The organism is Peribacillus sp. RS7 (assembly GCF_041956845.1).
Classification (GTDB): domain Bacteria; phylum Bacillota; class Bacilli; order Bacillales; family DSM-1321; genus Peribacillus.
On record NZ_CP168135.1, the window covers coordinates 3,209,142 to 3,235,307 of the forward strand.

Genomic DNA, 26,166 nt, shown 5'->3' on the forward strand with positions numbered 1-26,166 from the left:
GCCCTCCATACTGTAGGAAAATGAATTTACTTTTGACCCAGAAATTAATGTATTAGAAAAAAATTACAAAATATTAAAATAATTACATCTCGCTTTTATGATAACAGATTAGAGTTCTTTTAACATGTGTCAATTGGATAAATATTCGTCAATCAATCGATAAATACCTTTTTTTGACACAGTTTTATTACAGTGATTACATGAATTAATAATAAAAAAAGGTATCCGTAAAGTTAATGACGGTTACCTTTTTTTATGAAATGCATATGGTTCGATATGAACGATCACATGCTGGATATTATATTCCTTCAAAAGATTCTCTTCGATTTTAACCGTAATATCGTGACCTTGGATGACGGTCAAAAGAGGGTTAACATGAACGGTAGTTTCGAGCAGGATTTCACTTCCGTGCATACGGGCCTTAATTTCACTCATGTCTTTTACACCTTCTGTCAATATAATGGTTTGACCGATCTTTTGTAGGAGCTGCTCGTCGAAACCATCGGTTAAAGAGATGGAGGCATCCCGAAAGATATCCCAGGCCGTTTTGCATATGATGACCCCCACGACTGCTGCAGCTATTGCATCAAGCCAAGGGATTCCCATCTTAGTACCGATGATTCCAATGAAAGCACCAACACTGACAAGGGCATCGGAACGATTATCCTGTGCAACGGCGTAGATGGAAGAGCTGTTGATCTTTTTACTTAATGCTAAGTTATAACGGTAGATTCCGTACATGAAGATTGCAGAGAATAGGGCGACATAACCGGTAAGCATATTGGGAACGGTTGTTGAATCTTGCTGGAAGAAGGATTCTACAGCACTGAATACAACCTGCAGGCCTACGGTGATCATAATGAAGGCAGCTACCAACGAGGCTACGGTTTCCGCCCGTAAATGTCCATATGAATGATTATCATCTGGAGGTCTCTTCGAAATTTTCAAACCAATCAATACGGCTATGGAAGCGATGATATCGGTCGTATTATTTAAACCATCTGCCCAAAGTCCTTTAGAATCACCGAAATAACCAAATGACAATTTAAGGGCAGACAAGAATATGTAAGCGGCAATGCTTATGTAGGCGCCTTTTTCAGCTGAAATCGAATGTTTATCCATGTCCATTCCCTCCCCTATGTAAATTAGGCTTAATAAAGATAACAAAACAAACCTTAGTGAGTCTATAGAAAAATTGTCGTATTTAGCCATCTAACTTGCTTAATTGCAGGTGTATTGAAGGTATGTAAAGAAGTTGGTTATAAGAAAGAATATCGCCATAAAATGGGAATGACAAGTTGTTGACATATACAGTTTCTTTAGTTGTCAATTAAAGAAACTAGTAGTATATTCTAACCGAGGATCGAAAAATAAATACTTCCACAAGGGGAGCCAAAAAGGCTGAGAGTGAACGGTTGAGTTCAGACCCTATGAACCTGATAGTTAGCACTAGCGTAGGGATGTGGTTTTGGATACAAGCAATACTGGGCATCCATTACCGCCCCGGTGTTGCTTTTTTTTGCGCAAAATTGGCAGGGGGAACTCATGGACATTTTATCATTTTTGGAGTAAGGAGTGGCTTGATGAAAAATAAAACGTTATTCATGACAGAGGTCGCCATTTTTGCATCATTGGCTTTATTACTGGATATGGTCTCTGGATTCATTTTTTCAAGAATCTGGCCTCAAGGGGGTTCGATTTCAATAGCCATGGTACCTATTTTTCTGATGGCATATCGTTGGGGCATAAAAGGTGGGATGTTAGCCGGATTGTTACTTGGACTATTGCAGATTGTCAGTGGTACAGCATGGATCGGAACACCGATCCAAGGCTTCATTGATTATTATCTTGCCTTTATGGTTGTCGGGATATCCGGTGTATTCATGAACAAGTTTGTAAACAGCTATAAAGAGGAAAAGCGTTCCAAAGCGAAATTATACGGGATTGGCGGCATGTTTTTGGGAAGCTTCCTGAGGTTTCTATGTCATTTCACTTCTGGAATCGTGTTTTTTGGATCTGCAGCACCAAAAGGACAGCCAGTAGCGGTTTATTCATTCATTTATAATGGGACCTATATGCTGATCAGTTTTATTTTATCGGCCATTGTGGTGATGATGTTATATTCGGCAGCTTCAAATGTATTACTGAAAAAAGCCTATTAACAAAAAAGCCGGATTCTACAAGAATCCGGCTTTTTTCGGAGAATGATCAAACGATACGTACAGGGCGAACCGGCTCAATTTCATTTTGCAATGAATACCGAACAGGGTGCGTTTTTCGCAATTGAACTACTTGTACTTCCAAGAAAGAATTTTTCCAAACCGCTTTTAGAGCTATTGCCGACGACGATTAGGTCGGCCGCAGTTCTTTCTGCATATTCACATATGCTATCTGGCGCATGTCCTTCCAATATCTCGAATTTCCCCTTGACTTGACATTCACTTAGCAATCTCAACGTATTACTTTCTGCGTTCCGAACACTATTCTCGACGGGGGAAGGGGTGTCAATTACCTTTTGTTCTCGCTGTTCAACTTCAACGACGGGATGTGTCTGGACGGGATCGACATAAAATCCTGCAGCGGGTACAAATCCAGGAGCAGTGACGTTTCCCATGATACTCTGTTCAACCTTATCACTTAGGACATGGACTACGGTCAGCTCAGCTTCAGGAAAGGCCTGTTTGATTATTGCTCCATATTCCACGGCCCGTGTACTCTCTTCATTTCCATCAAAAGCGACGACAATATTTTTTATGTCTTTCATAATATCATCTCTCCCATTTATAAGTCTTTAAAGTGTTATACCCACTTTTAAATGGCTTCACGCCTTTAATTGGTATATAGATCGCCAATTACGGGTAAAGGATAGATACGGGCATTGTTAAAATGGTAGGATGAAATCCTGGTCCGTCAATTAGTTGGCGTGCTTTATTTTACATTCGGAAGGAATATCATCAGCAAGGAAGCCGGTACGCGAGTATAGTGCTAAAAGAAAAGGCGACTGAGCTGTGGCCTTTTAGTCAATCGACGAGTTTTCTTTAATAAAAAGGGTAAAATATTTTTAATGAAACATGTCGCAGATGGGAAAATGGGGGTACAAATGAGAGGGTTAGTGAAATTAGTTCTAATTATAATATTGGCGATTGTGGTTTTAGGCGCCGGTTCACTCTTGTATTTCAGGCAGGGTGCAGATATAAGCCATCTTGAAAATAATCTTCAGCAACCGACAGGAATCTATGATCTGGATGGGAATCTTGCCAGTACGATCACGGCAAATAAATCCGAAGGTGTTGCGATAGATGAAATACCGGAACATATGAAACAAGCGGTGGTTTCCATTGAGGATCACCGTTTTTATAAACATCACGGTATAGATTATCAAGGGATCTTGCGAGCCTTGGTTAAAAATGCGAAGGCTGGAAGTGTTGTTGAAGGCGGGAGCACGCTCACCCAGCAGCTTGTGAAAATCACGATGCTGGAATCGGATCGAACATTGAAGAGGAAGATAGGAGAGTTTTTTCTAGCCCAGGAAGTTGAAAATCAATATACGAAAGATGAAATTCTGGAAATGTATTTGAATCAAGTTTATTTTGGCCATGGGGCATGGGGAATCAAAAAAGCTGCAAATATTTATTTTTCCAAAGAGGTCTCTGAATTGACCGTTGCCGAGGGAGCTTTGCTGGCGGGTGTCATTAATCTACCATCCAAACTTGATCCATATAAGAATTTGGACGGAGCATTGAAGCGGCGTGATTTGGTTCTTTCCAGAATGGCGGAACATGGTTATTTGACGAAAGATGAAGAAGCAGCCGCAAAAAAAGATTCGGTGACACTTCTTATGGGGGAGAAGGAAACCGATCCATTAAGAGGTAAGTATCCTTATTATGTTGATCATGTTTTATCGGAAGCATCGAGTAAATATGGAATTAAGCTTGAGGAACTGCTTTCAAAGGGCTATAAAATTTACACTACACTGGATCAATCCATGCAGCAGGCTACAGAATCCGTGTATGCGAATGAAGCCAATTTTCCAGTTGGAACGAGTACAGAGGAAATGGTTCAAAGTGGGTCAGTCCTCCTTGATCCTGAAACGGGCGGCATAAAGGCACTAGTCGGTGGGAGAGGTGAGCATCAATTCATGGGATATAACCGGGCAACCCAGCTGTCAAGATCTCCGGGTTCATCCATTAAACCACTTGTCGTTTACACTCCAGCGGTTGAGGAGGGATACGATATCACTGACCCTTTAAAGGATGAAAAAATGAGCTTCGGTGAATATGAGCCAACAAACCTGAGCGGTGAATACAAAGGAGAAGTACCCATGTATGAAGCGGTGATGAATTCCTTGAATGTACCAACGGTTTGGCTATTGAATGAGATTGGCATAGATAAGGGGCTGGATTCACTTGAGCGGTTTGGGATTCCGTATGACAAGGATGATCGAAATCTGTCGCTAGCTCTAGGAGGGATGAGGAAAGGTGTGTCCCCGCTGCAGATGGCAGGAGCCTTTTCAGCATTTGCCAACGATGGGGAAAGGGAGGAAACTCATGCCATTGTAAGAATAGAAAATAACGATGGAAAAGAGGTAGGGGCCTGGAAAGAGAAAAGCACCAAAGTAACCTCTAAAAGCGTCGTCGATAAAATGAATGCGATGCTGCTTGGTACAGTGGAATATGGCACAGCTAAAAACGCGGCTGTTTCCGGTTATGAAATAGCAGGCAAAACAGGTTCCACACAAGTGCCCATCGAAGGGATTTCAGGGGTTAAAGATCAATGGTTCATCGGTTATTCACCTTCACTGGTCGGTGCTGTATGGGCTGGATATGATAAGACGGATGAAAAAAATTACCTAACGACACACAGCAGTCAGGGAAGTGCACTCATCTTTCAAAAAATAATGTCGAAAGCTCTACAGAATCAAGCGGCTCAATCCTTTAAAGCTCAAGATATCGGACCGCTAATAGCTGAACAACAGGCACTTATAGCTGAGCAACAGGCAAAGGAAGAAGAGGAGCAACAAACAAAGGAAGAAGAGGAGCAAAGGAAGCAATATTGGATTGATAAAGGAAAGGAAATTCGGGATGGTTTGAATAAATGGAGGGATTGGGAGGTGCCGTGGTAATTTTTCTGAAAAGGGAGTATGGAACACACGCTCTTTCCAATAAAAATCTACACAAAAAAAGACTGTCAATTATTTGACAGTCTTTCATCATTCTTAAAAAATAAGATTTGCTATTATGCCGATTACGACGATTGCGCCTATCACCATTAAAATGGTTCTCATTCTATTCACCCTCTTCTTATCCTGAAATTGTTGGAATCATTTAAATGTTAACGGTTTGGTTCGATTGGAAACCAAATGCACTTTCATCATTTTCTTTACAAATAGCCTGTACTTTTTCGAGCATGGCATGTACATTTTCGCCTTCGAGTATGACTTTCATGGTTGCACATTCTTGAAGAATGAGCACAAAGGATACAAAAGTTGAAAGTTTCTTGGCATCGACCAATTTATGGTTGCAGATAAAATATATATTCCCTTTAAATTCTTTCGTAACTTGATATAGGTTCATGATTTGTCGCATGGATAATCTTTTATTTGTTTTAATGTCAGAAGAAATCACTTTATTCATGTCGTTTACTCCTTTATGTTTTTATACTTTTGGAAAAGCATAATCAAGATGTCAATTCAGCTACAATTTTTAAAATCGAACAAGTATGTTTGGTCTTTTTTATGTAATTGTTAGCGGGTCATGTTGTATATTTACCCGTATAAATGATTTTGAAACCTATTTGAAAATTTCAATTTTTGAAGGGAGAAGGACAATGCTCACACTAATTAAAAATGGGGAGATTTATGGCCCGGAATATATGGGACCAAAAGATATCCTCTTGGTTGGAAGGCAAATTGGCTTCATTGAGGACAAGATTGATGTACCTGCCAATTTCGTTGAATTGGAAGTGATTGATGCGAGTGGTCAAGTCGTGGTTCCGGGTTTTATAGATGCTCACGTACATATTATCGGCGGAGGCGGTGAAGGAGGATTCAAGACGAGGACACCTGAAATACAATTAACGGATGCCACGTTAGCGGGTATAACGACATTGGTAGGGGTCATCGGAACAGATGGTACGACAAGGACGATGCCAGCTCTGCTTGCTAAAGCCAGGGCGCTTGAAGAAGAAGGAATTAGTTGCTTTGTTCAGACAGGTTCATATCAAGTTCCAGTCAAGACGTTAACCGGCAAGATTGAAGATGATTTGATTCTAGTGGATAAAATTATCGGTGTGGGCGAAATCGCCATTGCCGATCATCGTTCTTCGCAGCCGACTGCAGCTGAACTTGCTAAACTAGCTTCTCAGGCGCGTAATGGAGGTCTGTTGTCCGGGAAAAGCGGTATCGTCAACATTCATGTCGGCGATAGTCGAGATCATTTGCAGGTAATTGAAGAAGTTGTCGAGACAACGGAAATACCGATCACTCAGTTTTACCCTACACATATAAATCGAAATCCGCATTTATTCAAAGCGGGGATGGAATATGCAAAAAAAGGGGGGTATATTGATTTTACGACAAGTACGATCAAGAAGTTCCTTGAAGAAGGGGAGGTCAAAGCAAGTACAGCAATAAAAAGTGCACTGGAAGCAGGTGTTGAAATCGGGCAGATCACTTTAACTTCAGATGGACAAGCAAGCCTGCCAGACTTCGATGGCAGCGGTAACCTGCGCGGATTGAACATTGGTACATGCATGTCCTTATATGATTCTGTTGTCGATGCGGTCCTTGAGGATGGAGTGGCAATTGCCGATGCCGTACGAGTTGTGACGGAAAATCCGGCAAATATTTTAAAACTCTCTAAAAAGGGACAGCTTGCGGTAGGTAAAGACGCCGATCTGATAATAATGAAGAAACAAACTTTAGAAATAAATAGTGTCATCGCGATGGGACAGATCATGGTCAAAGATGGTGAAGCGGTCGTGAAAGGAACATTTGAAAAATAGATCTTTCTAATATCCGTAAGCAGGAAAAGGAAATGAAACTAAATTGGTGCGGTAATCCGCAAAAACATAATGGATTACGCTTATGGTAGCTGCTGTTTTCCTGTGGTTGCAAGACATCCAACAATCATGAAATGAAAAAAGACCCATAAATATATAATGGGTCTTTTTGGACTGGATACTGATTTGTTGCATTTTGGATCCTCTGCAAGCGAATGGGTGACCTGAATCAATCGAAGCAAGTCCAACAATTTGTCGGTAACCTGGTGATTTATATAAATTTTTTCCATTAATGGTGCTTAATTTCAAAATGAAGGTGAGGTATGAGAAAACACATTCTAAATAAAGGTAATATCCGAAAAATTCATTCTATTTAACATATTATTAAAATCTTGGATGTATTATCCTTTTATATAAGCAAATGTAGGTTATGAAACATTATATATTCACAGACATAAAAGACCAATGAAAACATTTTGGACTGTTATTTCATGACTGTTCAAAACCTTGGTAAGTTTGCGAAACAAATCTATCTTAAGGGGAGAAGTGAAATGGAAAAGACGGGAAACCCAATAATGAAAGCGCATTCAAATGGAGTTGAGCCGGAAATGTTTCGAGTATTGACTCCTGATGGGGAAATCATTGAAACGATAGATGGAAAAATCGATAAATCACTGATGTTAAAGATGTATGAAAGCATGCTCCTGCTCAGAACATTTGACCGAAAATCAATTAATCTCCAGCGCCAAGGCAGGATTGGAACTTATGCACCTTTCGAAGGACAGGAAGCATCCCAGGTAGGAAGCGCTTTAGCATTGTCGGCAGGGGATTGGATGTTTCCCACATACCGTGATCATGGAGCGGCAATCATTCATGGTCAGGAATTATACCGTGTTTTCCTATACTGGATGGCGCATTTTGATGGTTCGATTTGTCCAGAAGGCAAAAGGATATTGCCCCCAAGTGTTCCCATTGCCACTCAAATGGTTCATGCGGTTGGAACGGCTTGGGCAAGTAAGATTAAAGGCGAACAGAATGTTAGCATTGCTTATTTTGGTGATGGAGCCACTTCTGAAGGGGACTTTCATGAGGCACTGAATTTTGCTGGCGTTTATAAAACCCCAACAATCTTTTTCTGCCAAAATAATGGCTACGCTATCAGTGTGCCTTTTGAAAAGCAATCGGCATCTAAAACCATATCCCAAAGGGCTGCCGCTTATGACATCCATGGGGTGCGAGTGGATGGAAATGATATTTTCGCAGTATGGCTGACTGTAAAGGAGGCTGTCGAAAGAGCGCATAAAGGGGAAGGACCTACTTTAATCGAAGCTGTTACCTTTCGCTATGGCGCCCATACTACTGCAGACAATCCGAACATATATCGCGATCAGGAGGAAATTTCAACCTACTGGAGGGAGAACCGGGATCCGATAACACGTCTTAGTAAGTATTTGAATAAAGAGGGTTACTGGAATGAAGAGCAGGAAGAATTGGCGTTAAAACAATTCAACGAACTGATTGATGCTCACCTTCAAAAAGCCGAAGGGTATCCGAAATCCGACCCGCTCGAAATGTTTAACCATGTATATGCCGAGGAGTCGTGGCATCTAAAGGAACAGAAGGAGGAATTGAACCAAATCTTAAGGAAAGGCGGGAAGAAATAATGGGCAAAAATTTAACGATGCTCCAGGCTATTACGGAAGCGCTGGACCAAATGCTGGGTCATGATGATCGCGTGATGATCTTGGGTGAGGATATTGGAGTGAATGGCGGAGTTTTCCGATCGACGGAAGGGCTTTATGAGAAGTATGGAAAAGATCGAGTTGTGGATACGCCATTAGCTGAATCCGGAATCATCGGCTCTGCCATTGGTTTAGCCCTTAACGGAATGCTGCCTATAGTGGAGATCCAGTTTCTCGCCTTTATTTACCCGGGTTTCGAGCAACTCGTTTCCCATGCTGCCCGTATGAGGTATCGTACTCGTGGGCAATTTGGGGTGCCCCTCGTAATCCGTACACCATATGGTGCCGGAATCAGGGGGCCTGAACTTCATTCCGAAAGTGTCGAAACCTTCTTTGCCCATACTCCGGGTTTAAAGGTGGTTGCACCCAGTAATCCATATGACGCAAAAGGGCTGCTCATTTCAGCGCTCGAAGATCCTGATCCAGTGATTTTTTTGGAACCGACCAAATTGTATCGGGCTTTTAAGGAAGAAGTTCCCGACGAAATGTACCGAATACCAATAGGTCAAGCAAAAGTGGTCCAGGAGGGAAGTGACCTGACCATTTTTGCATGGGGGTCCATGTTGAGGGAGGCATTGAATGCCGCGAAAAAGATTGAAGATGAAAAAGGCTGGAAGTGTGAAGTGGTCGATCTTCGAACACTATACCCTTTAGATAGGGATACGATCGTGCAATCCATTAAAAAGACTGGTCGTGCATTAATCGTCCATGAAGCCCACAAGACTGCCGGATTAGGTGCGGAGATTATCTCCATCATTAATGATGAAGCCCTTATTTACCTGAAAGCTCCGATTAAGCGTGTAACAGGATTTGATGTACCGGTTCCGCCGTTTACAATAGAAGATCATTATTTACCGACTGTTGACCGTGTAAAACAAGGAATAGTCGAAACGATATCATTTTAATTGATGATTAAGGAGGAAGACGCATGTTGGAATTCAAACTTCCTGATGTAGGGGAAGGGATGCATGAAGGGGAAATTATCCAATGGCTCATCAAAGAAGGGGATGCGGTAACACAGGACCAACCCATTGTTGAAGTGCAAACGGATAAAGTCAATGCGGAGTTGACTGCTCCCGCAGCGGGAGTGGTCAAGAAGATATTTTTTTCCGAAGGGGATATAGTGGAAGTGGGAACCACCATATTCACCATTCAAGTAGAAAACGGTATGCCTGCTCCGGAAACAGACATGGGTGAAGAAGAAATCCAGGCCGCGCAATCAGGTGATGTAAAAGTAAATGCAGGACATATAACAAGCAAGCCGCATCTTGAGGCAGTGCGTGTGTTGGCTACCCCATTCGTGCGTCAAATGGCGAGGGAAATGAAGATTGATATCGAGCAGGTTAAGGGCTCCGGTCCTGCAGGGCGAATTACCGAAAGTGACTTGAAGCAGTTTAAAGAAAATCATTCGATTACACGGGAAAATGTCTATAATAACGATAACAAGATTCTTCAAGATAAGGCCACAATGAAGAATGCCGACAGGGCAAAGGGATTGGAAAATGAGTGGGAAGAGCGGATTCTGCTTAAGGGCATTCGTAAAAAAATCGCTGAACATATGGTAAAGTCGGTTTCGACCATTCCTCATGTAACCCATGTAGATGAATTGGAAATGGACCGATTGAAGGAATTTAAAAATCAATTAAAGGCGTATTCCGATGTTAAGGATATTAAATTGACTTTTTTACCATTTTTCGTTAAAGCGATTGTCATTGCCTTAAAGGAGTTTAAAACTTTAAACGCTTCAATTGATGAAAAGACCAATGAAATCATCCTGAAAAATTATTATCATATTGGGATTGCAACAAATACAAAAGAGGGTCTCATTGTTCCTGTCATAAAACATGCAGATCAAAAAACCATTTTCCAACTGGCTGATGAAATCAGGAAATTGGCAACCCAAGCCAGGGAAGGGAAGTTGAGCATAGATCAAATCACAGGCAGCACATTTACCATAAGCAATGTTGGACCGATCGGAGGGTTGCATGCCACCCCGATCATTAACTATCCGGAAGCGGCAATATTGGCGTTGCATAAAATGGAACACCGCATGGTCGTTCGCGATTTGGAAGGTGTTATCCGTTTAATGATGAATATGTCTTTATCTTTCGATCATCGTTTAATTGATGGTGTAACAGCGGTACATTTTACAAACAGGATCAAGGAACTGCTGGAAAATCCAATTCGTTTAGTTGTGGAGATGAGATAAATGGTAGTAGGGGAAGTTGCTGTAGAGACGGATATTATCATCATGGGGGGAGGTCCGGGGGGATATGCTGCGGCTATCCGTCTCGGACAGTTAGGGAAATCGGTCGTGCTGGTTGAAAGGGATAGGCTGGGCGGGGTTTGCCTAAATCGGGGCTGTATTCCTTCGAAGGCTTTAATTCACGCAGCTAATCAGTACCAAAGGCTTAACGATTTAGGGAAAATGGGTATCAGACTTTCTCAAGAAAGAACCACAATGGACTTGGGAATTTGGCAGGATTGGAAAGAGGGCATCACTTCCCAGTTGAACCAAGGTATTGCCCATTTGTGTAAAGAAAATGGAGTGACGGTGGTTAAAGGTCAAGCAACCTTTTTATCTGATGACCGCATCGGAGTCGAAACCGATGGCGATTTTGAAACCTACAAGTTTGAACAGGCAATTATTGCGACGGGGTCCAGACCTTACATTCCATCATTCATTAAGGTCGATGGAGAATATATTTTGGATTCAACAGCATCTTTGCTGCTGCAGGAAGTCCCATCCAGCTTGTCGATCATCGGCGGAGGCTATATCGGAATCGAATTGGGTATGGCCTTTGCCAAGTTAGGTACTAAAGTGACCATCATTGAGATGGCTAGCCGCATTCTCCCCCAGGTTGCCGAAAACCTGGTCAAGGAAGTTACCCGTAATGCCAAGAAGCTGGGGATGAACATTAAAACATCCTCGAAGGTAGAAAAGGCGAGTGTAGTGGATGGTCATGTACACCTTCAGATTTCCTCGAAAAAACAGGGGTCGGAAGTGGTCGTGAGCGAAAAGACCCTGGTTACGATTGGCAGGATTCCTAACACTGAAGAGATTGGCCTGAATCGGGCTGGCGTTACGGTTGGCGAAAAAGGCTATATAGCTGTAGATATGGAATGCCGTACAAATGTGCCGCATATCTTTGCCATCGGAGACATTACACCTGGTCCAGCTCTTGCCCATCGAGCGTCCAAACAGGGAATCGTGGCAGCTGAAGTAATAGGGGGGTTGCCAAGTGCGATTGACTCTCCTTATGTCCCCTATGTGATTTTCTCGGAACCACAAATAGCAGGGGTTGGTTTAAGCCGTGAAGAAGCTGAACAACAGGGATACAGCGTCAAGACCGGGAAATTCCCATTCAGTGCCAACGGAAGGGCACTTGCAATGGATGAAACAGAGGGATTTGCTGAAGTGATCGTGGATGCAGAAAGCCACATATTGCTTGGGATGCATATGGTTGGTGCAGATGCTTCCAACCTTATAGGTGAAGGGGTCCTCGCCCTTGAGCTGGCGGCTCGGGTCGAAGATATAGCCCTCAGCGTGCACCCTCATCCAACCTTGGCTGAGGGATGGATGGAAGCGGCGGAGGCAGTTTTGGGACATGCGATTCACATTGTAAATAAATAGGATAACCGGTAATTGGTGGGGATTACCGATGTAGTCCCCGATTAGATTGGTTTATTTTAATGGAGTTAGAAACCTAGTCATTGGTCCGCCCTAAGTCAAAGCAGTAATAGACTGTAATGATTCCTCTTGTAAAACTAATGGTATATTGATATCATTTTTACTTTGGTGAGGTATGAGAAAATTTTTCAAAAAGGCTTTGCACCCTTTCACTCCTGAACCATAACGGTTGATGAGATAATTTATCTATTCGCCATTCAACGATTGAAATGAGTTGGATTTATTATACGAGAAATTATGGAATAAAGGAGGCAAATGTAATGGAATCAAATGGCGGATCACTGCAAAAGAGATTATTGCCGCGGCATATCAGCATGATGGCAATGGGAGGGGCAATAGGTACTGGAATTTTTAAAGGAAGTTCCGAAACCATATCATTAGCAGGACCAGGAGTCATTTTCACTTATATGTTTGCAGGATTATTACTTCTTGTAGTCATGGGAGCTATAGCGGAAATGGCAATCGTCTATCCAAATACGAATATGAAAGGTTTCATTCAGAAAGCATTTGGAAAGCGAAGTTCCTTCATCATAGGTTGGATGTATTGTTTCATGTGGCTGTCCGTTTGTGTCATTGAGGTAGTGGTGGCAGGCAGCTTCTTGCAGTATTGGCTCCCGGCAATCCCACTATGGATATTAAGTTTAGGGTGTGCTGCTTTGATCATCGGGGTCAACATGATGAATGTTAAACATTATGGCGAATTCGAATTTTGGTTTGCTGGCATTAAAATTACAATGATCATCGTATTCATTATCTTGGGAGCCTGTATTTTATTTGGGGTCATCCCAAGCGGCGGATCAAATTATCTACAAAACTTCACAGGGCACGGAGGGTTTTTCCCAAATGGGTGGATGTCAATCTTTTCAGCATTACTGATCGTCATGTTCTCATATGGCGGCTCTGAGTTAATCGGGGTGACGGTAACGGAAGCGAAGGATGCAGAACGCATTTTACCGAAGGTCATTAAAAGCTATATTTGGAGAGTCGTATTATTTTTCACCTTACCGATCCTTATAATCTGCGGTCTGATTCCTTGGAACGAAATTAGCGACCAGGCAAGTCCATTCGTACAAGTATTATCAATGTCCGGTTTTCAGGGATCTGCACACATCATGAACTTCATTTTAATTACGGCCGTATTATCTGCTGCTAACTCTGGAATATATGGGTGTACTCGGATGCTGCATTCTTTAGCTGCAGAAGGGGAAGCTCCAAAGTCGTTCTCTTATGTATCGAAAAATGGAGTTCCATTGTATAGTTTAATACTAAGTGCCGTTGTATTGGTCGTCGGCTCCATGATTACCTACGTTGCCCAGGACAAGGCATTTACTCTATTAATGGCGTTTCCGGGTTTTGTGGTATCACTTGTATGGATCAGCATCTGTTTAGCGCAGCTAAAACTTCGCAATTCATACCCTAAAGCTCCGAGTTTTAAATTATGGGGCTTTCCATATGTAACATTATTTGCTGTAATCACCTTAAGCTTCATTTGTGTCATGTTCGTGTTTAGTGAACAGAACCGAATCAGTATCATTGCTTGCCTTATTGTGCTGGCTGCATTAATCTCGATTTCGATCTTCAAATTTAAAAATGGGGATGAACAGGAAACGACCATAATCGAAAAGGAATCTTGTTAAATAAATTCACGTCAAAGATACGACATGGGCAAAGGCGTCTATGTCGTATCTTTCATGTTTTAATAATTACAATCCAGCTGCAACTTCATTGATAGTTCAAGTAGTGGATATTTTATTGATTACATGTTGTAAGGAGGTTATGAATCTTTCATTTTCAAGTGGGGTGCCGATGGTCACGCGGATAGTATTTTCATAGCCTAACAAATGACCGGAACGGATGATGACACCTTGAATTAATAGCTTCTCAAAAACGTCCCTGCCAGGATGGTTCAGTTTGACCATCAAGAAGTTGGCATGTGAAGGGAAGAAAGCTAATCCCATCTCGCGTAGTTCGTTTTCTAAATATCTTCTTCCTTCTGCATTTTTACGGGCGCATTGCTCTACAAATGTATGGTCGTCGAGGGAAGCGAAGGCCGCAGCCTGTGCTAAACGATTCGTATTGAAGGGTTCTTTCACTTTAACTAGCTCTTGTATGATGGAAGCATCCATTAAACCATATCCAATCCTTAATGCAGCCAATCCATAAATCTTTGAAAAAGTGCGTAAGATGACAAGATTTAAATGATTATTTAGCAGTGGCAAAGTTTCTAAATATTCTGCATCGTCGACATACTCATAATAGGCTTCATCAACGATCAGTAAAATATGTTTCGGCACCTTCTCGATAAAAGATCTTAACTTTTCTTTTTGAACGATCGTTCCTGTCGGATTATTGGGATTACAGACAAATATCATTCTTGTCTTTTCAGTTATGGCATCGTACATACCCTGCAGGTCATGTGCACCATTAATAAGAGGTATCTTTATAGATGTGCCGCCATCTATCACTACATTCGTTTCATAGCGAGGGAAAGTAACATCAGCCATGATGACTTCATCATTTTGTTGAATGTAGGTTCTTGTTAACAAACGTATTACCTCATCAGATCCATTGCCTAAGATGATATGGTCTTGATCGATATTCAATTTCCTTGCCAACTTCTCAGTTAATGACGGTGCCATACCTTCAGGATAAAAGGAGGTTTGCTCCATTTCGATAATCATGGCTTCTTTTGCCAGAGTTGAGCAACCGAATGGATTCTCATTGGATGCCAATTTAACGATCGTTTCAAGTCCTAGTTCGCGTTGCACTTCTTCAATTGGCTTACCGGAAACATATGGGCTGATGTCTTCGATGTTTTTTCGAACCGGGATTTTCGTATAGGTCAATGCAGGTTCCTCCCTTTGGTGAATTCTGAATTTTCTTTATCTATTTGATTATTTTAATGATAGAATATTAACTGTTAAAATTACATACAAAAAAGAATGTATTTTTCGCTTTCCATACAACATTTTAAAGAAATATAAGCTTATATTCCTTCATTATGAAAGGCGGTTGCTTCATGGATGAAATAGATGTCAGGTTACTGGAACTTTTACAAATGAATGGACGCATTACGATTAGTGAACTATCGAAGAAATTGGCTCTCAGTCGACCAAGCATTTCTGAACGTATGTATCGCCTGCAAGAAAAGGGGATCATTGAGGGTTTCAGCGCAAGGGTTTCACCATTGGCAATAGGCAGAGGTGTACTTGTGTTCATTCAAGTCAGTGAACTTAAGGTTGCTGTTTCCGATTTTGAGCAATTAGTGAAAAATGATTTAGACATTATCGAGTGCCATCGTGTAACAGGAACAGTTGGATATTTTTTGAAAGCGGCTTTAGCTGATATGGACAGCATGAGATTACTAATAGATCGATTAATACCTTATGGACATCTGAATACTTCCATAGTTTTGACATCTCCGGTACCTTCCCGCTCCATTCTTCCAAGGGTCAATGAAATGGAGGATCATGGTGCGAAATCATAGCTGGAATTTCAACTGATGCCGGTAAATGGGTTCGGACGGTTGAAAGGTTCATAGTTTTTTAAAAAAGGAACGAGGCGAGATGCCTGTTCCTTTTTTGGCGTTATTTTAAATCCATCAAAGCACCGAAATATTGCTGGGCCATTGTAAAACAAATGAATGCCAATAGTTCAGAAATCTCTTCATCACTGAATGCCTCCTTCAATACTTGGAAAAACTTTTCCTCCGTTTTTTCACGTTGAATGAGGAATACTTCCGCAAAGGCGATTGCATAGCTTTCTTTCGTTTCTTCCGGCTTTAATGGAATCCCTTTGGCCTGACAGTATGAACAGCCATTACCGTATGCCAACACCCTTCTGACGTTTTCCTTTAACTCCTTCGAAAGTAACCCATCTGCAGATACGCAATCTGAGAGGTCCGACCATTTATGCGAAATAACTTCTGAATGAAATAACCTTTGAAACGGACTGGATCCAAGCGATGATTTTTTTATTCTTGTCATGAACATCTCCCCTTTGAGATAATCCTAATATAAAAAAACAGGAATATTAATTCCGTTTGTAAAGTATTTCGGTTGAATAATGACTAAATATAAAGAAAAGAAGGGGAATAATTTTAGAATGAAAATAGATGAAAAAGACCAAAGCATCCTTGCTGAATTAAGGTTGAATAGCCGGATTTCCATGAGGGAGTTGGCAAAGAAAGTAAACCTCTCCGCCCCTACCGTTACAGAACGGGTACGGCAAATGGAGTCATTCGGGATCATTAAAGGGTATGTTGCCGAGATTGATCATAAAAAGATCGGTTTTCCTATTGAGTGCATCGTGGAAGCAACGATAAAAAATGGGGAATATGAGAAATTCAAAAAGTATATCTCCAAGCTACCGAATGTTGACTTTTGTTATCGAATTGCCGGGCAGGCTTGCTTTATGCTGAAAATCCACAGTGAGAGCCTTGAAGAAGTGGAGGAATTCATCAATCGGACAATCCCTTTTGCGGCAACTATTACACATGTAATTCTTTCTGAGGTAAAGATAAGTCAGGAATAAAGAAATTTTTATTTCCCGTGAACGATATCATCAACTTAAACGTCAAATAAGTATAAAGGTTACGGATATGAGAGTGGTGATAATAAATGGATGAAAGAGATCTGGTTAAAGCGGCAAAAAAGGGAGATGATGGAGCGTTGGCTGCATTGTTTCAAGGTTCCTATCCTTTTCTGCTTAAATATCTACTGAAGTTGACCTTTAATCTCGAAAATGCTGAAGATTTAGCTCAGGAGACTTATTCGAAAGCAACTGAGAATCTTTCAAGGTTTAAGGGGGCGTCGAAGTTTTCCACATGGCTGATTTCCATTGCAACCCATTTATATTTGGATCAGAAACGGAAACAGAAGCGAGAATTCACCTGGTTAAACAAGAGAAGACAGTACGAAAACTGAAATGGGAAACACAAAACAATAACCAAGCTTGGGATGATGTCATGGAGGCGTTGGGTCATCTAAAGGATGATTTTCGTGTACCAATCATTTTGAAGCATTACTATGGTTTTTCTTATGAAGAAATAGCGAGGATAGTCAAAGTTCCGGAAGGTACCGTGAAATCACGTGTCCATAAAGGTATAAAAACAGTAAGAAAGGAGTTGAACCCGGTTAATGAAGAACCATCCAATTTATCCAAACCACTCAGGCAATGATGATCAAGAAACAATCATCCAAATAAATAGGAGCCTGGAAAATTTTGATGATGCTTTTACAGTTGATATCCCTAAAGGAGCTTATTTTGAACAAAAAGTTAAGATGCAACGTGAAAAACTCAAAAAAAAATGGTTGAAAGAACTTTTTATATTTACTGTAACCGCTGCAGTCATTCTAGGTTTTATGGTTATTGCCCTATTCCATCAACCAGAAGTGTTTCTGACGATCCAAGTGATGACCGTGATTTTCATTGGTTTTTATACGTTTTATGTGAAAAGGAAGGTGAGTCATGAGTAGCCTTGAAATATATGCATTAATCGTGTGCGGGTTGATTTTATTGACCCAAAGCAGTTATTTATTTATCGATGCCAGGAAGAATGGCTTCAACCAATGGATATGGGGTATTTTAGGTTTGATTCAAGCCCCGGTTCCATTAATTTTTTATTTGATAATAAAAAGAATAAGAAAAAAGGAAGAGGATGAGCTGTATGATTATCGTGACTACTAATACCGTCCCTGGTAAAGAAATTAAGGAACTGAAGGGACTAGTTAAGGGAAACTGTGTTCAATCGAAGCATATTGGAAAAGATATTCTCGCGGGATTACGGACAATTGTCGGCGGTGAAATTACTGAGTATACAGAAATGATGAAGGAAGCCAGACAAAAAGCAATTGGCAGGATGGTCGATGAAGCGAAAGGAAAAGGGGCGAACGCAATCGTCGCAATGCGTCTGGAAACCTCTGCGATCATGCAAAACACTTGTGAAATCATTGCTTACGGCACGGCAGTTCATGTTGAATGACTTCATGTTTAATTCGTATTCTATTGATATAGGTCTTTGAATCAACTTTTTTTGTAACCCTTATTTGAATGAACTTCCCACTATTCAGTAAATCTTTTTAAATGGGCAGTAGCTCCCTAACTGGAATTTTAAATAAACTCAGCGGGACAATTCTACAGGCAACAAGGGAACATTCGGAATTTTATAGAGATTATTATTTACCTTAAGGTTATCGCCAATTGAACTTTTTTAAAACCGTTTCGAATCAATCGGACACCCTTTAATCGAGGGAATAATTTGAATAAAAGATAAAACGCCTGGATTTTTCCAGGCGTTTTATTCTTTTTGTAAAAAGTTCAGTTATGAGAAAAGTGATAGAGCGGGTTTAATTTGAATAGGGAAGTAGATTAATGGGTAGAGGTAATAACTAGTGAACAATGAGTTGACATTGAAAAGATGGGGTGTTGTGTTATGGAGGAAAATGATGAAAATTTGAAACCGAAACTAGCCAGTGAAGCAGTTAATGTGATTGAAAATGTAGCTGGAACATATCCTGGTTATCGTCGTGCGCATGCAAGGGGATATGTGTATGAGGGGGTTTTTACCCCAAACGGAAAAGCGTCCCCATTAACGGTGGCTTCGCATCTTCAGGAGGAAGCTGTGCCAGTGATCATTCGGTTTTCAAATAGCTCGCCCATTCCAAGCCATCCTGATGCCATTTCCCCTATAAAGGGCATGGCCGTGAAGTTTCAATTGCCCAATGGAGAGGTGTCAGATCTTATTACTGTGACCATTCCGCTATTCTTTGCAAAAACACCGGAAGCGTTTGTTGATATTGCGGGCTTTTTCAAATCTGCAAAAGAAGGTTTCCCCAATCTTAAAGAGCTGGCCAAAATCCTGTTGAAATACCCTGAAAGCAAGGCAAGCCTGCAAATGCTTAAAGAAATGCGTTCTCCAGCCTGTTTCTCAATGTGTCAATATTACTCCATTCATGCATTCTATTTCATTAACGCGGAAGGAAAGCGTCAGGCAATTAAGTATGAGTGGGTACCTGATGCCGGCCTTAGTATGCTGGCAAAAAAAGAGGTAGCCGAGCATTCGGCAGAATACTTGAATGAAGAAATGGAAGAGAGGCTCAAGCAAGGTCCGGTGGGCTTTAAGTTGAACATTCAAATAGGAGGGGAAAATGACCCGGCTGACGATCCAACCAAAGCTTGGTCGGAAGATAAACAGGTAATTACGGTCGGCCATTTGGAAATTTCTAATAAATTGGAAGATGCTGAGGATCATCTATTGTTTGATCCAACCAATATTCCTGAAGGAATTGAGTGTTCTGAGGACCCAATCCTGCATTTTCGCCACAGTGCGTATGCCGTTTCGTATGACCGTCGGATAAATAACAAATGAAAGGTATCTTGAAAAAGGGAAACTCCTTATTAAAGGATTTTCCCTTTTTTGTAAGTTTACATTTTTCCGGACCTGAAAATGGTGTAAAGCATGAGTAAGAACATCAGGGTTGCAACGACAAATCCAATCTCGATAACCGGTATTTTCCATAGGATCAGTGTTTCCCCGCCTATTGCAGAACCGATAATGAGACCGACCATGATTATGCTGAATGCAAGCAGTATAATACTGAAAGACAGCCGGTTCGAGATTTGATCAAGCTTATGTAAAAAAACTTGAAGTTCGGGAATATTGATATCGAGCCGCAATTTCCCTTTTTTTATGATACCTGTTACTTCCCTGATATCCTTGGGCAGTTCGGCGATGGCTTCGGCAGACTCGATGAATTGATTCCAGGCGTTCTTCGCAATGTTTTTTGGATTGTAGCGTTCCTTAAAAAGCCTTTCCCCAAAAGGTTCAGCTGCTTTCATGATGCTGAAATTCGGATCTAATCCTTCGACAATGGCCTCCATGGTGAGCAGGGCCTTGCCGAGCATCGTGAATTCGGGAGGAATTTGGACTTGGTGCCGATTGGCAACCGTGAACAGGTCATTGACTGCTCCGCCTAAGCTGATTTGGCTCAATGGGATATCATAATATTTATTTCGCAGTTCATCAATATCCCCCCTCAATGGGGTCATATCGATTTCGTCCGTCAGAAGGCCCATATCTGAAAGCGTCTTGATCAATCCATTGGTGCTTCCGCGTTTAAGGTTGATGACAAGCGAGGCGAACTGATACTTCGTTTCTTCCTCCAGTCGTCCCACCATTCCGAAATCCATGAGTGCGACGACGTTTCCTGGCAAAATGATGATATTGCCAGGGTGGGGGTCGCCGTGGTAAAAGCCATCGATCAATATTTGCTGAAGCATGGAATTCGCTAGTCTTTCCGCGATTTTCCGGCGGTCATAACCTTCATCATCAAGCTGTTTATAATGATTGATCTTAATTCCTTGAATGAAATCCATCGTCAGGACCCTTTTTGTGGAATACTCCCAATGGATCCTTGGTACCTTAAACCCTTTATCATCGATGAATTGCTTGGCTATTCTTTCCCCGTTTCGGCCTTCGGAGTTATAATCGAGTTCTGCGCGGAGTGATTTAGCGAATTCATCAATCATTTTTCTGATCTGGTAGCGTCTTGCCCAAGATATCCGAGCTTCCATAAGTCTTGCCAAATCATCGAGAATTTCCAAATCCGTTTCCACTGTCGGCAGAATATCGGGCCGCTGCACTTTGATTGCTACGACTTCCTGTGACGGAAGCCGTGCCGTATGGACCTGCCCAATCGAAGCGGTTGCCAGTGGTTTTTCATGAAATTCCAGAAAAATGTTTTCCAAAGAATCACCCAATTCGGCTTCGACAATTTTGCGAACCCTATCAAATGGAAAGGGGCTGACCTGGTCCTGTAGCTTTTCAAGTTCGCGGACGATTTCGTCCGGAACGAAATCACGCCTCGTACTTGCAATCTGACCAAGTTTAATGAATGTAGGACCCAAGCTTTGTAATATCGTATGCAGCCGCTCTCCAATTGAGCGAAGGTTCAGGTTTTCATCGGGTTGGAGTTTCGATGCCGCTTTGTTCTCGGATAATCCCAGGCGATAGATGAAGTAACCAAAACCATTTTTCAAGAAGGCATTAATGATTTCTTGGTAACGATGTGCGTGTTTCAGTCGCTTGCGAAACATTCAAGTACCTCCTGTCACGATTGTATATTTTGGTTCTGTTTCTCCAAAATTACGATACGTCGCTCCAATTCCTGAACTTCTTCTTTAGTTGCCAAGTTTAGGCCGTTGAGCGCTTGGTTGACTTTGGCCTTGACGGAATCATCCAGCTGCTTTTGGGCTTGTTCCCCTTTTTCGACCCATTGCTTAATAAGGACTTTGGAGTCTTCTTTGCTGATATCGCCTTTTTTCACAAGAGAGTCCACCGCTTTTTCAATTTGCTCTTTTGTAGCAGCGGCAGCACCTAATCCTAAAGAAAACACATTTTTTAATAAGTCCATTTTTACATTCCTCCAATATAAATTTTTACACTGTAAGAAAGATAATAGCGGATGACTTTCACCCTGGGTTCAATCTTGTTGTTACTATCCATCATACATCACTTTATGGCAGCTACAAAAAAATAAGGGTCCTGATGATTATTGATGATAAGGAAAAGGAATTGTTGATCAGTCAAGGGAAATTGTTTGAAGTGAAGCGAATTGGATATTATGATAGGGAAAAATACGCTGTGAAAGTGGGGATGGAATAATGGGTTTCACTAATAAAACGGTGATTGTAACAGGCGCTTCGAATGGTATAGGGAGAGGCGTGGCAAAAGGATATGCAGAAAGCGGAGCTTCAGTCGTTCTCGCAGATTTGGACGAGCGGGAAGGTCTTCTGTATGTGGAAGAGCTCAAAAGTAATGGTCATGAAGCCATGTTCGTTAAAACGGATGTTCGTAAGGAAGCAGACATCCGACATTTGATGGATGTAACTCTAAAAACATATAAGACCATTGATATATTAATCAATAATGCGGGAAAGGCATCATTCAAATCGCTTTATGATCTGACGATTGAGGAATGGGACGATATGATGAATACGAATTTGCGAAGTGTTTTCCTTTGTTCCCGGGCGGCGGCAGAATCAATGCGAAAAAATGAAACGGGGGGTGCAATCATCAATTTAGCATCAACTAGAGCAATAATGTCTGAGCCGGATTCAGAATCCTATGCAGCGACAAAAGGTGGGATCAAAGCACTGACACATGCACTTGCTGCTTCTTTAGGCAACGAGAAAATTACGGTCAATTCGATTTCTCCGGGGTGGATTGAAACGGGTGATTATGAATCGCTGAGGGATAAAGATCATCAACAGCATTTTTCCAATCGGGTTGGCAAACCGGAAGATATTGCAAGGGCCTGTCTTTATTTGACGGCAACGGAAAATGATTTCGTTACGGGTGCGGATCTTATCGTCGATGGAGGTATGACAAGAAAAATGATATACGAGGAGTAACCTCATTTTTTTCGATAAAGATATTGCAATTCAGTTCCGAGCTCACGGTTTAGCAGCTGTTCCATTTCTTCTAGCTCTTTTATGCCGATAGGGGCATCGGCAGCTGTCCAGTGAACGGTATAAACAAAATAGTAATCTCTTATTTTTCGGAAAATAACAGGAGAATTCGGGAATTGATCAAAAATTGCCCTGATATTATAGCGTCTCATGTAAGACCACTTAACAAGCTGCATCTAGCTATCCATCCTTTTCAAAAGAGATCAATGACTGCCATGATGGGGCAGCCATTGGTCCGGTTCTTATTTATCGTTGAATAAATTGAATAAGCCTTTAGCTACGCTGCCTTCTTCGGATGATCCTCCATTTTGCGGCGCTGCAGCAAATACACGGCTGGCAAGCCGGCTGAATGGCAAAGATTGCACCCAAACGGTTCCGGGTCCTTTTAATGTTGCAAAGAATAAACCTTCGCCTCCGAATAAAGCGGTTTTCACGCCTTTTACAGTTTCAATATTATAATCTACCCCGCTAGTCATTGCTACCAAACATCCTGTATCCACACGTAAGATCTCTCCTGCAGCCAATTCTTTTTTATGGATCGTGCCACCGGCATGAACGAAGGTCATTCCATCCCCTTCTAGTTTTTGCATGATGAAGCCTTCACCGCCAAAGAAGCCTGCCCCTATTTTTCTCTGAAACTCTATTCCGACCGAAACGCCTTTTGCAGCCGCCAGGAAAGCGTCTTTTTGACAAATGATTTTCCCGCCGAGCTCGCTTAAATCCATCGGAATGATTTTACCTGGATAAGGCGAGGCGAATGAAACGTGTTTTTTATCTCGTCCTTCATTCGTAAAAGCCGTCATGAAAAGACTCTCACCAGTAAGGAGCCGTTTCCCGGCACCGAATAGCTTACCCATCATTCCGCTGTCACCATTTGAAGACCCATCACCAAAGATGGTTTCCATCTTGATTTGATCTTCCATCATCATTAAACTTCCAGCTTCGGCAATCACGGTTTCCTGAGGATCCAATTCCACTTCAACAAACTGCATGTCATCTCCATATAACTTAAAATCTATTTCATGATTATTCAATTTCCATTCCTCCTATCGACCTTAATTTCATTGTAAAAGATAAACTCTTAACCTGCCAATATTTTTCAATTTTTCAGCCGTAATTTATATATTTTTTGTTTTCACGGATATATCCTAGTAAAATGAAGAAAGAAAAAAACAGCATGACACTTAAGCTGAAATGAATCTTAAGTGTAGGAGGAGACAACCATGGAGACCTACATATTATCATTGGATCAGGGAACGACTAGCTCCCGGGCCATTTTATTTAATAAAAGCGGGGAAGTTTTGCATATTGCCCAAAAGGAGTTCACCCAATATTTCCGGAATCCAGGATGGGTGGAGCACAATGCCAATGAAATTTGGGGTTCCATTTTATCGGTAATCGCTTCCTGTCTATCGGAAATGAATGTAAAGCCAGAACAGATTGCTGGGATCGGCATCACGAATCAACGGGAGACGACCGTGGTATGGGAAAAGGAAACAGGCCAGCCGATTCATCATGCCATCGTTTGGCAATCCCGGCAGACAAGCGAAATCTGCGCACAATTGAAGGATGAGGGTCTCGATGAATTATTTTTGCGGAAAACCGGTTTGTTGATTGATGCTTATTTTTCCGGTACTAAGGTGAAGTGGATTCTCGACCATGTTGATGGGGCGCGGGAAAAAGCTGAAAACGGGGACTTATTGTTTGGTACGATCGATACATGGCTGATATGGAAACTATCGGGTGGAAAAGCACATGTGACCGATTATTCGAATGCGTCAAGGACGCTGATGTATAACATTCATGATTTGAAGTGGGACGAAGAGCTACTGGAAATTCTTCAAGTTCCGCAATCGATGCTGCCGGATGTTCGTTCTTCATCGGAGGTATATGGGAAAACAGCGCCACACCATTTCTTTGGCCACGAAATCCCGATTGCCGGGGCAGCGGGAGATCAACAGGCCGCCTTGTTCGGACAGGAATGCTTTGAAAAAGGAATGGCTAAGAATACGTACGGCACCGGATGCTTTATGCTGATGAATACAGGAGAAAAGGCAGTGAAATCAGAGCATGGTCTGTTGACCACGATTGCATGGGGGCTGAACGGTAAAGTCGAATATGCATTGGAAGGCAGTATTTTTGTTGCAGGTTCGGCAATACAATGGTTAAGGGACGGATTGAAGCTCTTGCATGACCCGAAAGACAGTGAAAAGTATGCTTTGCGGGTCACTTCAGCCGATGGCGTCTATGTAGTCCCCGCATTTGTCGGATTAGGTACCCCTTATTGGGATAGTGATGTCAGGGGAGCTGTATTCGGTCTAACAAGGGGGACATCGAAGGAGCATTTTGTCCGGGCAACATTGGAAGCATTGGCCTACCAGACAAAAGATGTCCTTAGCGCGATGGAAGTCGATTCAGGGATTAACTTGAAGGCATTGAGGGTCGATGGCGGGGTTGTCAAAAACAACTTTTTGATGGAATTTCAAAGCGGCCTCTTGAATGTACCAGTCGAAAGACCGGTTATTAGTGAAACGACAGCGTTAGGTGCAGCATATTTAGCTGGGCTTGCAGTCGGATATTGGGAAAGTCAGGAAGAGATTTCAAAGCTATGGGCAGTCGATAAGAAATTCGAACCAGAGATGGAAGAACAGGAACGGAAGGGTTTATATAATGGCTGGAAAAAGGCAGTTCAGGCGGCAAGGGTTTTTAAATAAGTTAGTAAGGGTATTAATAGAAGAGAGATAAATGCAGAACGTCCAAATTAAAAAAGGGGTGGTAATATGTTAGTTAAGGATTTAATGATAAAGGAAGTCTATGTAGCCCGTCCTGATTTTACATTAAAGGAAATTCTGCGAATCTTAATCGAAAATAAAGTGGGCGGTGTCCCGGTCGTGGATGAACATGATAAGCTATTGGGAATGGTGACGGACGGGGATATCCTTCGTTATTTGACACCTGCCGAGGAAGCCATCATGGGGTATTTCACATACATTACGGTTCTTCCTGGTGAAGAATTGGATGAAAAGGTTACATCCAAGATGAATGATAAAGTCTCACAAATCGTTAAAAATAAAAGGATTACAAAGCTATCTCCCGAAGATCCGCTAGATGAATTGATAAAGGTCCTTTCCAAGCATCATTTCAAGAAAATCCCCGTCGTGGACAAAAATGATAAAGTCGTCGGCATCATCAGCAGGGGAGATGCCCTTAGGGCCCTATATAAGGAATTCGTTCAAAAGCTGGAATAAGTGGGTATCATAAAAA

Annotated in this window: 28 protein-coding genes and 1 riboswitch; of the genes, 19 read left to right on the top strand and 9 right to left on the bottom strand. The window is 41.7% G+C overall.

Features of this window, described 5'->3' with window-relative positions; genetic code table 11:
- Positions 1-243 precede the first annotated feature (243 nt).
- The gene (locus ACDZ29_RS16120; RefSeq protein WP_289323993.1) at positions 244-1,122 is read right to left on the bottom strand and encodes a cation diffusion facilitator family transporter; all 879 of its coding nucleotides are present in this window, start codon (positions 1,120-1,122) and stop codon (positions 244-246) included.
- A gap of 253 nt (positions 1,123-1,375) precedes the next feature.
- Positions 1,376-1,478, top strand: a riboswitch (TPP riboswitch).
- A 105-nt stretch (positions 1,479-1,583) separates the two neighbouring features.
- Here ACDZ29_RS16120 and thiT point away from each other — a divergent pair.
- On the top strand, positions 1,584-2,162 hold the full coding sequence (gene thiT / locus ACDZ29_RS16125) for an energy-coupled thiamine transporter ThiT (protein WP_353957641.1): 579 nt from the start codon (positions 1,584-1,586) through the stop codon (positions 2,160-2,162).
- An 80-nt stretch (positions 2,163-2,242) separates the two neighbouring features.
- On the opposite strand, the gene ACDZ29_RS16130 is transcribed toward thiT, so the two are convergent.
- Complete coding sequence (locus ACDZ29_RS16130) at positions 2,243-2,764, bottom strand: universal stress protein (RefSeq protein ID WP_375088155.1); 522 nt, start codon at positions 2,762-2,764, stop codon at positions 2,243-2,245.
- 300 nt (positions 2,765-3,064) lie between these two features.
- Here ACDZ29_RS16130 and ACDZ29_RS16135 point away from each other — a divergent pair, with 300 nt between their 5' ends.
- Positions 3,065-5,122 (top strand): transglycosylase domain-containing protein, encoded by a 2,058-nt coding sequence (locus ACDZ29_RS16135; RefSeq protein WP_289323995.1) that lies wholly within the window; start codon positions 3,065-3,067, stop codon positions 5,120-5,122.
- Between the two features lie 202 nt (positions 5,123-5,324).
- Here ACDZ29_RS16135 and ACDZ29_RS16140 read toward each other — a convergent pair whose 3' ends face one another.
- Entirely contained in the window at positions 5,325-5,633 is a 309-nt protein-coding gene (locus ACDZ29_RS16140; protein WP_061461953.1) for a hypothetical protein, read from the bottom strand.
- Positions 5,634-5,826: 193 nt separating this feature from the next.
- Between ACDZ29_RS16140 and iadA the strand changes: the two genes are divergently transcribed.
- From iadA to ACDZ29_RS16170, 6 genes are all read left to right on the top strand, one after another.
- The gene (gene iadA / locus ACDZ29_RS16145; RefSeq protein ID WP_289323996.1) at positions 5,827-7,002 is read left to right on the top strand and encodes a beta-aspartyl-peptidase; all 1,176 of its coding nucleotides are present in this window, start codon (positions 5,827-5,829) and stop codon (positions 7,000-7,002) included.
- 572 nt (positions 7,003-7,574) lie between these two features.
- Positions 7,575-8,663 (top strand): pyruvate dehydrogenase (acetyl-transferring) E1 component subunit alpha, encoded by a 1,089-nt coding sequence (pdhA, locus tag ACDZ29_RS16150; RefSeq protein ID WP_375091154.1) that lies wholly within the window; start codon positions 7,575-7,577, stop codon positions 8,661-8,663.
- Entirely contained in the window at positions 8,663-9,646 is a 984-nt protein-coding gene (locus ACDZ29_RS16155) for an alpha-ketoacid dehydrogenase subunit beta (protein ID WP_289323998.1), read from the top strand. Before pdhA ends, ACDZ29_RS16155 begins: the two co-directional genes overlap by 1 nt.
- Positions 9,647-9,669: 23 nt before the next feature.
- Complete coding sequence (locus ACDZ29_RS16160; RefSeq protein WP_370014130.1) at positions 9,670-10,950, top strand: dihydrolipoamide acetyltransferase family protein; 1,281 nt, start codon at positions 9,670-9,672, stop codon at positions 10,948-10,950.
- Positions 10,951-12,375 carry a dihydrolipoyl dehydrogenase gene (gene lpdA, locus ACDZ29_RS16165; RefSeq protein ID WP_370014131.1) on the top strand — a complete coding sequence of 475 codons (1,425 nt, stop codon included), beginning with the start codon at positions 10,951-10,953 and terminating at the stop codon, positions 12,373-12,375.
- 317 nt (positions 12,376-12,692) lie between these two features.
- On the top strand, positions 12,693-14,069 hold the full coding sequence (locus ACDZ29_RS16170) for an amino acid permease (protein WP_375088156.1): 1,377 nt from the start codon (positions 12,693-12,695) through the stop codon (positions 14,067-14,069).
- Positions 14,070-14,165: 96 nt separating this feature from the next.
- On the opposite strand, the gene hisC is transcribed toward ACDZ29_RS16170, so the two are convergent.
- Positions 14,166-15,278, bottom strand: a complete 1,113-nt coding sequence (gene hisC, locus ACDZ29_RS16175) for a histidinol-phosphate transaminase (protein WP_289324002.1) — start codon at positions 15,276-15,278, stop codon at positions 14,166-14,168.
- Between the two features lie 173 nt (positions 15,279-15,451).
- On the opposite strand from hisC, the gene ACDZ29_RS16180 reads away from it, so the two are divergent.
- Positions 15,452-15,919 (top strand): Lrp/AsnC family transcriptional regulator, encoded by a 468-nt coding sequence (locus tag ACDZ29_RS16180; protein ID WP_289324003.1) that lies wholly within the window; start codon positions 15,452-15,454, stop codon positions 15,917-15,919.
- Positions 15,920-16,019: 100 nt separating this feature from the next.
- Here the strand turns inward: ACDZ29_RS16180 and ACDZ29_RS16185 are convergent, their stop codons facing one another.
- On the bottom strand, positions 16,020-16,418 hold the full coding sequence (locus ACDZ29_RS16185; protein ID WP_375088157.1) for a carboxymuconolactone decarboxylase family protein: 399 nt from the start codon (positions 16,416-16,418) through the stop codon (positions 16,020-16,022).
- A 118-nt stretch (positions 16,419-16,536) separates the two neighbouring features.
- On the opposite strand from ACDZ29_RS16185, the gene ACDZ29_RS16190 reads away from it, so the two are divergent.
- The 7 genes from ACDZ29_RS16190 to ACDZ29_RS16220 all read left to right on the top strand — a co-directional run bounded on the left by ACDZ29_RS16190 (position 16,537) and on the right by ACDZ29_RS16220 (position 19,801).
- Entirely contained in the window at positions 16,537-16,965 is a 429-nt protein-coding gene (locus ACDZ29_RS16190) for an Lrp/AsnC family transcriptional regulator (RefSeq protein ID WP_289317610.1), read from the top strand.
- 86 nt (positions 16,966-17,051) lie between these two features.
- A complete protein-coding gene (locus ACDZ29_RS16195; RefSeq protein ID WP_375088158.1) occupies positions 17,052-17,357 on the top strand; it encodes a sigma factor in 306 nt (101 codons plus the stop codon).
- Between the two features lie 41 nt (positions 17,358-17,398).
- Entirely contained in the window at positions 17,399-17,611 is a 213-nt protein-coding gene (locus ACDZ29_RS16200) for a sigma factor-like helix-turn-helix DNA-binding protein (protein WP_375088159.1), read from the top strand.
- Positions 17,571-17,909, top strand: a complete 339-nt coding sequence (locus ACDZ29_RS16205) for a DUF5345 family protein (protein ID WP_375088160.1) — start codon at positions 17,571-17,573, stop codon at positions 17,907-17,909. The genes ACDZ29_RS16200 and ACDZ29_RS16205 overlap by 41 nt, the downstream gene beginning before the upstream one ends.
- Positions 17,902-18,120 carry a sigma-Y antisigma factor component gene (locus tag ACDZ29_RS16210; protein ID WP_375088161.1) on the top strand — a complete coding sequence of 73 codons (219 nt, stop codon included), beginning with the start codon at positions 17,902-17,904 and terminating at the stop codon, positions 18,118-18,120. The genes ACDZ29_RS16205 and ACDZ29_RS16210 overlap by 8 nt, the downstream gene beginning before the upstream one ends.
- Positions 18,101-18,415 (top strand): YbjQ family protein, encoded by a 315-nt coding sequence (locus tag ACDZ29_RS16215; RefSeq protein WP_370014139.1) that lies wholly within the window; start codon positions 18,101-18,103, stop codon positions 18,413-18,415. The genes ACDZ29_RS16210 and ACDZ29_RS16215 overlap by 20 nt, the downstream gene beginning before the upstream one ends.
- A gap of 450 nt (positions 18,416-18,865) precedes the next feature.
- Positions 18,866-19,801 carry a catalase family peroxidase gene (locus tag ACDZ29_RS16220; protein ID WP_375088162.1) on the top strand — a complete coding sequence of 312 codons (936 nt, stop codon included), beginning with the start codon at positions 18,866-18,868 and terminating at the stop codon, positions 19,799-19,801.
- Between the two features lie 56 nt (positions 19,802-19,857).
- Here ACDZ29_RS16220 and ACDZ29_RS16225 read toward each other — a convergent pair whose 3' ends face one another.
- Positions 19,858-21,528, bottom strand: a complete 1,671-nt coding sequence (locus tag ACDZ29_RS16225; protein WP_375088163.1) for an ABC1 kinase family protein — start codon at positions 21,526-21,528, stop codon at positions 19,858-19,860.
- A 14-nt stretch (positions 21,529-21,542) separates the two neighbouring features.
- Positions 21,543-21,845 carry a phasin family protein gene (locus tag ACDZ29_RS16230; protein WP_289317606.1) on the bottom strand — a complete coding sequence of 101 codons (303 nt, stop codon included), beginning with the start codon at positions 21,843-21,845 and terminating at the stop codon, positions 21,543-21,545.
- A 250-nt stretch (positions 21,846-22,095) separates the two neighbouring features.
- Here ACDZ29_RS16230 and ACDZ29_RS16235 point away from each other — a divergent pair, with 250 nt between their 5' ends.
- Positions 22,096-22,845, top strand: coding sequence for an SDR family NAD(P)-dependent oxidoreductase (locus ACDZ29_RS16235; protein WP_289317605.1), 750 nt, complete (start codon positions 22,096-22,098; stop codon positions 22,843-22,845).
- Between the two features lie 2 nt (positions 22,846-22,847).
- Here the strand turns inward: ACDZ29_RS16235 and ACDZ29_RS16240 are convergent, their stop codons facing one another.
- Positions 22,848-23,054: a hypothetical protein gene (locus ACDZ29_RS16240; RefSeq protein WP_222620127.1), complete on the bottom strand. Its 207-nt coding sequence runs from the start codon at positions 23,052-23,054 to the stop codon at positions 22,848-22,850.
- 90 nt (positions 23,055-23,144) lie between these two features.
- On the bottom strand, positions 23,145-23,936 hold the full coding sequence (locus tag ACDZ29_RS16245; protein WP_053534043.1) for a TIGR00266 family protein: 792 nt from the start codon (positions 23,934-23,936) through the stop codon (positions 23,145-23,147).
- Between the two features lie 189 nt (positions 23,937-24,125).
- Between ACDZ29_RS16245 and glpK the strand changes: the two genes are divergently transcribed.
- Positions 24,126-25,616, top strand: a complete 1,491-nt coding sequence (gene glpK, locus ACDZ29_RS16250) for a glycerol kinase GlpK (protein ID WP_375088164.1) — start codon at positions 24,126-24,128, stop codon at positions 25,614-25,616.
- Between the two features lie 66 nt (positions 25,617-25,682).
- On the top strand, positions 25,683-26,150 hold the full coding sequence (locus tag ACDZ29_RS16255; RefSeq protein ID WP_375088165.1) for a CBS domain-containing protein: 468 nt from the start codon (positions 25,683-25,685) through the stop codon (positions 26,148-26,150).
- Positions 26,151-26,166 lie beyond the last annotated feature (16 nt).